Raw genomic sequence first — 8,425 nt, 5'->3', positions numbered from 1 at the left:
ATATCCGTTTTTCGCGTCCCAGTCAAGCGGATCCACCGACCATAAGACCTGCTCCCTGCCGATCTGCTCTGCCAGCTCCTCTGTCATGGAGCCGTATGGCGGACGGTCGATCAACGCCCGAAGCCCCGTAGCTGCTTCGATGGCGTCGTTTGCCTTGCCATACTGATCTTGCATGATCCCGTCGAGCGACAATTTTTTCAAATCCTTGTGATTCCAACTGTGCGTACCGATCTCGTTGCCTTCCTCGTACGCCCGCTTTACGATATCAGGGTAGCGCTCCACGTTTTCGCCCAGTACAAAAAACGTTGCGACCACACCGTTGTCTTTCAAAATATCAAGCAGTTTTTCAGTATACGGCCCCGGGCCATCGTCAAACGTCAGCGCGACAACCTTGTCGTTTAGAGGGTCGATCCCGTCTAAGCTCATGGGCGGCATATATCCGTCCTTTGGCTGCAGCTGCTTCAGATTGGTCGTGACCGCCTGTGTCGGCGCAGGGGTAGGGGTCGGTTCGGGTGTTGCTGTTTCGGGCGGCTCTGCCGAAGCAGATTCGCTTGGCACGACCTCGTCCTGCCCGGACGTGATCGTTGTAGGCGCCGCGGACGGCTGGTCTTTCCCGCCGATCAATGAGCAGCCTGCAAAAACCACGGTACACATTATAATTGCCACAATGATGCAAATCAATCTTTTTGTTACCTTCATAAATCTTTTATCCTTCCGGAAGCCTCATGCTCCTGACTTAAAATTATAATACACATGTATCAAAGTTGCAAACAAATGAATTGATTATCGGGACATTTAACCAATAAAAAAGCTCCGGCATGCGTAATATCGCGTATGCCGGAGCTTTTGCTTTTATTCATTTTCGCCGGACGTCGCAGATGCTGAAGCGCTCGCTTGCGCCTCCTGCTCTGCTGTCGGCGCATTATAGAACTTATATTTCACGTCGCCGCCCCTGATCTCCGCGATCTGCATCATCTGTGTGATCGTCACAAATTTATAACCCTGGTTTTTCAACTCTTTGATGATCTTATCGTAAGCTTCCACCGTCGTCGCGTGGATGTCGTGCGAAAGGATCACCCCGCCGTCTGCGACATACCCTTCCGGGCCGGTCTTTTGTGAACCGTCGCCGCCCTCTATTACATTGGTATAGATGGTATCCGGATCGCGGTTGGCCTTCACCCAGTCCTTAGGATCCTGCGACCAGATGATCTGCTCCCTGCCGATCGCCTTTGCCTCGTCCTCCGTCATCGTTCCGCCCGGCGGACGGTCAAACATCGTCCGCAAGCCCGTGGCTGCTTCGATCGCATCGTTTGCCTTGCGGTATTGCTCCAGCTTATCGCTCGCCGAAAGCCCCTTCCACGTATCATAGTCAGGATGGTTCCAGCTGTGCGTACCGATCTCGTTGCCCTCCTCATAGGTGCGCTTTACGATATCAGGATATTTTTCCACGTTCGTCCCCACCACAAAGAACGTCGCCACAACCTCGTTCTCCTTTAAGATATCAAGCAGCTTTGGCGTAAGCGTCTCGTGCGGCCCGTCGTCAAATGTCAGCGCGATCACCTTATCGTTCAGCGGGTCGATCCCGTCTAAGCTCATGGGCGGCATAAAATTCCCCTGAATCTGTAGTTGCTTTAATCCTGTCTTAAAATCCGCATATTCCGAACTGCTATCAGAAGGCGACGCTGCGGGCGGCTGTGACGCCACCGGCCCGACCGTGTCCTGTTTTGACGTGATCGTTGTAGGCGCTGCCGCCGGCGACGGCGTAGAAGCAGATTCGCTTTGCTCGCCTTGTCCACAGCCTGCCGCAAGAACGGCGCACATCGCGCCCGCCAGAACCAGACTGATCCATTTTGTTTTCTTACTCATCCTATTTCCTTTCGGGCAACCCGCTCCGGCTGCCTCCCTGCTTCCTTATTATAGTATAGGATGCGTTATTCATGCAACCTTCTTCACGCGGTCTGCGTCGCCGCCTCCAAAAACCACTTCTGGCCGTCCTCTAAATACAGGTAAAACATGCGCGTACCAATATAGCATGTATAGCGCACGCCAAGGCCGCCGCTCTTGAGGCTTGCCGCGGGAACCATGCGCGTCACGCGCGATATCTCGTACTCTGTTCCCCATTCAGATATCATTGCCACCGGACGGATCGTCCCCTCTTTTGTAAACTTTGCCACAACGTCAATATACCGCTTTTTCATAACCTGCTGTTTGGGAAAATACTCCGTTTCCCTTCCTCCAATTCCGCTAAATCTTTTTCCCGCAGTACGCTTGCGCGCAACAGCGAATCGTTTCCAAACCGTTCCCTTATTTTTTCTACCGCGCATTCCGCACGGATTTTTTTCTCGTCAATGAACAGATCGAGCTGGCGCTCGCGCATATCGATAAGCCCCGTCGCACGTACGCCGATGCTGCGCACCGGCACCTCGAGCGAATAATTGTTTTGAAAGAGAGTACAGGCCGCCTCCGCAAGATCGTTCGATAAATCCGTCGGATGGGCGAGCCCCTGCTGCCGCGTCATCCGCTCGAGCGTATTCGAGCGCACCGATATCTGTACACACGTACCCATCACACGGTATTTCTTCAACCGCTTGGCCACATTCTCGCTCAGCGTCAGCAGCACCTGCTTCACATCGTCCATACTCACAAGGTCACGCGGTGTGGTCGTGCTGTTGCCGATGGATTTGATCTGCTGCCGACCGCCCGCCTGCGCCACTGGCGCCGCGTCATATCCATTCGCGTAGCTCCACAGCATCAATCCCCATTTTCCGAGCAGTTTTTTCAGGTATTGCTTATCACTGCGGGCGATGTCGCCGATCGTGCGTATGCTGCACCGCTCAAGCTTCTTTTCCGTACTTCGTCCCACATACAGCAGGTCACGTGCACATAATTTCCATACCTTTTCGCGGAAATTTTCAAATGTGATAACTGTTGTCGCGTCCGGTCCGCCCTGATCAGAACCCAGCTTGGCAAATATCTTGTTATAGCTCACGCCTACCGACGCCGTGATGCCCAACTCGCGGCGTATCACCTTCCTGATCTCGTCGCCAATCTCCTTGCCGCGTGCCGCCGTCACACCCCTGCCGGAAACGTCTATCCACGCCTCATCCAGTCCAAACGGCTCCATCCTCCCGCTATAGCGCAAAAAAATCTGCCGTGCCTGCTGCGAGAATTTCACATAAACGCCGTGCCGTGCCTTCACGCACACAAGCCCCGGGCACTTTTGCCTCGCCTGCCAGATGGGCTCGGCCGTCTTGACCCCTGCTTTTTTTGCGCGCTGGTTCTTTGCCAGAATAATGCCATGCCGCTTTTCCTCGTCCCCGCATACGGCGACGGCGTGCCCGCGCAGCTTGGGGTTCAGCAGGCATTCCACGCTGGCGTAAAAATTGTTCATGTCCACATGTAAGATGACCCGTTCCATTTTTTGTTCCTACAGGTCAATGATGGCCTTTTTCACTTTGCCCAATATTTCGAGTTTTGTATTTTTGTCGTATATCTGCGGCTGATGCACCGTGTCTGTGCTCACCGGCATCAGCAGCACATGGTCTTTTAAATGGGACAGCTTCTTGACCGTCGCCTCTCCCTCTACCAGAAACACGCCGATCTCACCATCCTGAAGCGTTTTTTGCCGATGCACGATCACCGTGCTCCCGTCGGGGATTGCCGCCGCGTCCATAGACGTGCCGCGGACATGCAGCGCAAAATAATCCTCCGGCGATCCGGGCAGCCCGTTCATATCCACATATCCGTCGATATCCTCATATGCAGCAATGGGCAGCCCCGCTGCCGCCGTTCCATAGACGGGGATGCGCGCGCCCTGCGGCTGCTCGCTCAAATACCCCGCCGCATAAAAAAGGTCTTGCAGGCGTACGCCTCCCTGTGCATATTCTGCAATACGCAGCAATACGTCCGCGCTCACCTTCTGCCCGTGCAGCACGCGCGAAAGGTTTCCCGCGTTGATGCCCGCCTCCGCACAAAATCCATTGAGCGTCCTCTGCCCGATGGCCCGGCGTAACAAGCCTGTCAATGTTTCGCTCATACAATCTCCTTCCATGCTTTTTATTTGTTATCTTCATCTTACACGCTTCGTTGCTTTAAAGCAATACTTTTAAAATTAAATATTTCTTGAAAGCATTTTTGTTTGAAAATCCGCCTACGGTATGATAGTATAAGCAAAGATATCATATTATTTGTGGCAGGGTTTATGGATTATTCGCGTAAAAGCTTATGGGCGTTCTTGCCCGGAAAAAAAGACGAAGCAAAGCCGGTGGATGTGTTTTTTGTCTATCCGACTATTTATGCGCACCCTTTCCGCAAAAAGCGTCATCACATGGGCATGGTAAACCCCATCTACAAAGGGATCGCCAAGGGCATGTGTGCGTGGCAGGGACAGCTCTTTGCCCGCCATTGCAATTTTTACGCACCGTACTACCGCCAACTCGGGATGGAAAGCTTCAAAATGCCGCTTGACGAGGTCATGCGCGCAGAGCGTAAGCCCTATGGCGACGTGTACGACGCGTTCCATTATTACCTGGAACACCACAACAACGGCAGACCGTTTATTTTGGCGGGGCACAGCCAGGGCAGCGCCATGCTGCTGCAGCTGATGCGCAAGGAGTTCACCGACCCGGCACTGCAGGAAAAGCTGATCGCCGCGTACCTGATCGGTTTTTCGCTGACCCGGCGCGATTTCAAACGTTACCCACACCTGCGGCTTGCACAGTCAGATAAAGACATCGGAACGATCGTTTCTTACAATACGACAGCTGCCAACGTCCCGCTTATGCGCTTCATCCGTCCGGATTCCGTATGCGTCAACCCGCTAAACTGGCGGCATGACGCGGTATACGCGGGTAAGGAGTATAACGAAGGCGCGGTACTGTTCGACTTCGGCAAACGCTTCCGCTTCGAGGCTCCGCACTATACGGGCGCTTATATCGATGAAGGACGCGGCGTGCTCGTGATTGACGACGATGCCGCTTACCAGCTGTACAAGGCGAAGTGGTTTTTCAAAAAATTCCTCATGAACCGCGGCTCGCTGCACATGCTGGATATCGCGCTGTTTTATAAAAACCTTGAATCCAGCGTAAAAGGCCGCATCGAGAACTATTTTGAACATAACAAAAAAGCTTCCTTATAATAGGGAAGCTTCAGGCTGTCAAATAACGATGAAACACATACGATCAATTGGCTATACCCAAAACGCCCACCTTACACCAAATCGATCTTCAAATCTTACAGTACACGGACTGTAATCTGTAGGCTGTAATGGATCAATTGTAATACTTTCAACCCCCATTTTTGAATGGGCTTTTTTTAGCTCATCTTCGTTTTCAAACTGGAGGCATAGCTGATATCCTCCAGACCTGGAAACGCCATCATTATTCCCAAAATCATTGAGCATGAGCAATGCATCATGAATGATCATTTCTGCATGAGCAACAAGACCTGAATCGGAATCTTCAATAAGCGTTTTCACATCGGCATATAGTGCGTTCTTATAAAGCTCTATCGCCTCTTTACAATTTCCATTTAAATATATATGCGTTACCAGCATTCCAATCCCCCCTGCATTTTATATTACTCTGCTAAGTTCACATTCTCCTACAAATTCGTATCTTTGATGATATAATCTTCCTTGCGCTGTGCCATCTTGGGCGGGTTTCCGTCGATGTACCCAAGCGAAATCGCTCCCACGCCCACAAGCGCCTCGTCAAGACCCCAGCGCTTCATCATTTCCTTGCCCTCGTCCGTCTCAAACATTTCGCGTTCCCGGTTGATCCAGCACGACCCAAGCCCCAGCGCGTGCGCTGCCAGCATCATATTTTCAAGTACGCAGCTTGCGTCCTGCACATAGGTCGGGCGGGAGGTGTCCGCGAACACCAGCACGATCGTCGGCGGCGCATAGTAAGGATCGATCTCCTTCCCAAGCACCTGCGCGTTCATGCGCGCAAGGGTTTTGCGTGTTTCCTGATCCTGTACCGCGACGATGGTCGCGACCTGCTTGCCCTTGCCGCTGGGTGCGTACGTCCCCGCCTCCAGCACCGCGTCAAGCTCCTCATCCTTTATCTGCTCCGGGCGGTATTTCCTTATACTGCGCCGTGTTTTAATCAACTCAAGCATATCGTTTCTCATGTCTGCCTCTCCTTTTCAAGCTGCTTCAAAAATTCTGTGATGTATTCTGCCATCTCTTTCGCGATCCCTCCGTCAAACAATACCTGCAGCAGTCCATACCGGTTGCGCAGTTCCTTTGCATATACGATGCTGTCCCGAACCATCTGCCCGTCCACTTCGATCTCGCACGGCAAATACGGCGCGCCAATCCCCCGCAGGAGGTCGATCATATCTTCCGTGGAGGGCAGGTTGTCTACTACACGCATAATATCGTCCCAGCGCCCGGCAATTACTTTTCTTCTTTGTGCTGCCTTTTCTGGCGCGTTTTTATGCACCTCGCGCTCCAGACGGACGACCTCCGGCGCCGCCGGCCCGTAAACACGGACGATGTCGCCTTCCCACTGTTCCTGCGTGTATCCGCTGTCCCCCGCTCCAAAAAAAGCGTTCTTATTATTCTTAAGCTGTTCGTACAGTTTTAAACTGATTACCGTGCCGATCGCTACCTTCAGCCCGTGCAGCGCATCCGGTTTTTTCTGCTGCAACAGCATCATCTCCCAAAAATGCGAAAGATGGTGCTCGCTGCCCGAGGCCGGCCGTGAATTTCCCACATAGCTCATCGTGATGCCCGAAAGCACAAGCCCTTCCATCACCGCTGTGATCGCCTCTTTGTCGCGTTTCTTTGCGCCGTCCATCGCCTTGCGTATCACTTCTACCGACTCGCGCATCATGTTTTCCACAAAATCACAGGTATATTCCCCCGTGACGATATGCGCCACCCGCCAGTCGGCAAGACACACATATTTTCCCAGCATATCGCCGATCCCTGCACGTATCATTTCCATCGGCGCTTTTGCGAGAATGTCCACATCACCCAAAATGACCGCCGGCCGTCCCACTTCATACGTTGTCTTGGTGTCCTTTATGATAAGTGGCGCGACGTTGGAGGCATACCCGTCCATCGAAGGCGCGGTCGCCACCATAAAATATTCGATGCCAAGCTTATAGGCCACAAATTTACACAAGTCGCTCAGTGTGCCCGATCCCACACATAAGATCAGGTCGCATCCCTTGGGGATTTCTGACAATATCACACCCAGTGCGCGTTCGTCAGGGATCAGCTCCGCATCCGCAAAAATGACCTTAGCGCACGAAAGGCCGTCTCCCGCGAGCAGCGCCTGCACCTGTTCTCCCGCCGCAGCATATGTGTTTTGGTCAGCCACCATGCAAATGTTTTGATATCCGCCAGCGCGGATCAATCCCGGCAGTGCAGGCAGTATGTTCGTACCGATCATGATATGCCCAATCCCGCAGTTGTGCGTTCTTCCGCATTCGCACGCAATGTCCCTGTTCAAATATTGTTCCCAGTCACGCATATGCCTTGCCTCCTAAACTCTTTCTATTTGCATTATAGGGGGATTTTCCTGTCATTGCAACGAAAAACAAAAAACCGGCATTTCTTTCATAACTGCCGGTTTTCTGTTTGTGGTATTCACGGTCGAAATCGTTTTCCCACTATTTTATTGAGGAAAATTACTTTAACAGTTCTTCTTCACGTTCCTTAAAATACAACGTGTCCGCAACCTGCTTATCCTTTGCCTGTGCGTCGTGCTGCCCGTACATGATGGCATAGGAATTTCTTCCCGGTCCAAGCGGCTCACCCGTCACAAAGCAGCCGTCGCGGTTATAGCCCATCACGTAAAGCGCACGGATGATCGTGTCTACGTCCATCATGCCGTTGCCAAGCGGCAGACGGTTGGTATCCTCGATGTGCAGGTTCACAAGTTGCTCTCCCGCCGCGAGTATCGCCTCGGAAATGTGCCGCTCCCCGCACAGCATGTGGAAGATATCGCCGTTGATGTGCTGTACGCCCGGATGGTTAACGTCCGCGATATATTGCTGCGCACTTGCGATCGTAGAGCACATCGCCACCTCCGCCGAGTTGATCGGCTCGATCGCACATTTGATGCCGTGCTCTACAAACACATCCGCCACCGAGCGCAATGTCTGTACACTGCGCGCATAATCCGACGTGTCGTAAGGCTCGCTCCTGCCCACTGTGCTCGGTACGACAAGCACATATTCCCCGCCGACCGCCTTGCAGAATTTTACCTCTTCTATGATGTATTCGCGCGCCGTCTGCCGTGCAAAATTATTGTTGGTAGAAAGCGCGTTGGCATCCGAGAAAAAGCCGCAGATGCCTGAACATTTGACCCCATACTTTGCAAGGATCGCCTTCGTTGCCGTAAGATCGGCCTGATAGCCAACGTCCTTGCCGCCGTAATTGCCGCCGAGCTCGATGTACGGCACTTGGAAG

10 protein-coding genes are annotated in these 8,425 nt (G+C 52.7%); 1 reads left to right on the top strand and 9 read right to left on the bottom strand.

What is annotated here, in order from left to right:
- The 5 genes from VB081_RS09770 to VB081_RS09750 form a co-directional block, all read right to left on the bottom strand.
- A partial coding sequence (locus VB081_RS09770) for a polysaccharide deacetylase family protein (RefSeq protein ID WP_323400635.1) occupies window positions 1–699 on the bottom strand: 699 nt, incomplete at its 3' end.
- 153 nt (window positions 700–852) lie between these two features.
- Window positions 853–1,866 carry a polysaccharide deacetylase family protein gene (locus VB081_RS09765; protein ID WP_323400634.1) on the bottom strand — a complete coding sequence of 338 codons (1,014 nt, stop codon included), beginning with the start codon at window positions 1,864–1,866 and terminating at the stop codon, window positions 853–855.
- A gap of 83 nt (window positions 1,867–1,949) precedes the next feature.
- On the bottom strand, window positions 1,950–2,198 hold the full coding sequence (locus tag VB081_RS09760; RefSeq protein WP_323400633.1) for a hypothetical protein: 249 nt from the start codon (window positions 2,196–2,198) through the stop codon (window positions 1,950–1,952).
- Entirely contained in the window at window positions 2,195–3,418 is a 1,224-nt protein-coding gene (locus VB081_RS09755) for a Y-family DNA polymerase (protein WP_323400632.1), read from the bottom strand. The genes VB081_RS09760 and VB081_RS09755 overlap by 4 nt, the downstream gene beginning before the upstream one ends.
- A gap of 9 nt (window positions 3,419–3,427) precedes the next feature.
- Window positions 3,428–4,036: a S24 family peptidase gene (locus VB081_RS09750; RefSeq protein ID WP_323400631.1), complete on the bottom strand. Its 609-nt coding sequence runs from the start codon at window positions 4,034–4,036 to the stop codon at window positions 3,428–3,430.
- 165 nt (window positions 4,037–4,201) lie between these two features.
- Between VB081_RS09750 and VB081_RS09745 the strand changes: the two genes are divergently transcribed.
- On the top strand, window positions 4,202–5,137 hold the full coding sequence (locus VB081_RS09745) for a DUF3089 domain-containing protein (RefSeq protein ID WP_323400630.1): 936 nt from the start codon (window positions 4,202–4,204) through the stop codon (window positions 5,135–5,137).
- Window positions 5,138–5,188: 51 nt separating this feature from the next.
- Here the strand turns inward: VB081_RS09745 and VB081_RS09740 are convergent, their stop codons facing one another.
- The 4 genes from VB081_RS09740 to VB081_RS09725 form a co-directional block, all read right to left on the bottom strand.
- Entirely contained in the window at window positions 5,189–5,554 is a 366-nt protein-coding gene (locus tag VB081_RS09740; protein ID WP_323400629.1) for a VOC family protein, read from the bottom strand.
- Window positions 5,555–5,601: 47 nt separating this feature from the next.
- The gene (locus VB081_RS09735) at window positions 5,602–6,132 is read right to left on the bottom strand and encodes a nitroreductase family protein (protein WP_323400628.1); all 531 of its coding nucleotides are present in this window, start codon (window positions 6,130–6,132) and stop codon (window positions 5,602–5,604) included.
- Window positions 6,129–7,484: a sn-glycerol-1-phosphate dehydrogenase gene (locus VB081_RS09730; RefSeq protein WP_323400627.1), complete on the bottom strand. Its 1,356-nt coding sequence runs from the start codon at window positions 7,482–7,484 to the stop codon at window positions 6,129–6,131. Before VB081_RS09730 ends, VB081_RS09735 begins: the two co-directional genes overlap by 4 nt.
- A 157-nt stretch (window positions 7,485–7,641) precedes the next feature.
- A partial coding sequence (locus VB081_RS09725; RefSeq protein ID WP_323400626.1) for a sugar phosphate isomerase/epimerase family protein occupies window positions 7,642–8,425 on the bottom strand: 784 nt, incomplete at its 5' end.

Source organism: Christensenella sp. (genome assembly GCF_034927525.1).
In the GTDB taxonomy this organism is placed as follows: domain Bacteria; phylum Bacillota; class Clostridia; order Christensenellales; family Christensenellaceae; genus Christensenella.
Note: the sequence above shows the minus strand (reverse complement) of the source record. Positions and strands in the feature narration are given on the sequence as shown.

Coding starts and splice junctions, on each gene's coding strand:
- VB081_RS09765 (WP_323400634.1), bottom strand. CDS start 1,866: ATGAGTAAGAAAACAAAATGGATCAGTCTGGTTCTGGCGGGCGCGATG.
- VB081_RS09760 (WP_323400633.1), bottom strand. CDS start 2,198: ATGAAAAAGCGGTATATTGACGTTGTGGCAAAGTTTACAAAAGAGGGG.
- VB081_RS09755 (WP_323400632.1), bottom strand. CDS start 3,418: ATGGAACGGGTCATCTTACATGTGGACATGAACAATTTTTACGCCAGC.
- VB081_RS09750 (WP_323400631.1), bottom strand. CDS start 4,036: ATGAGCGAAACATTGACAGGCTTGTTACGCCGGGCCATCGGGCAGAGG.
- VB081_RS09745 (WP_323400630.1), top strand. CDS start 4,202: ATGGATTATTCGCGTAAAAGCTTATGGGCGTTCTTGCCCGGAAAAAAA.
- VB081_RS09740 (WP_323400629.1), bottom strand. CDS start 5,554: ATGCTGGTAACGCATATATATTTAAATGGAAATTGTAAAGAGGCGATA.
- VB081_RS09735 (WP_323400628.1), bottom strand. CDS start 6,132: ATGAGAAACGATATGCTTGAGTTGATTAAAACACGGCGCAGTATAAGG.
- VB081_RS09730 (WP_323400627.1), bottom strand. CDS start 7,484: ATGCGTGACTGGGAACAATATTTGAACAGGGACATTGCGTGCGAATGC.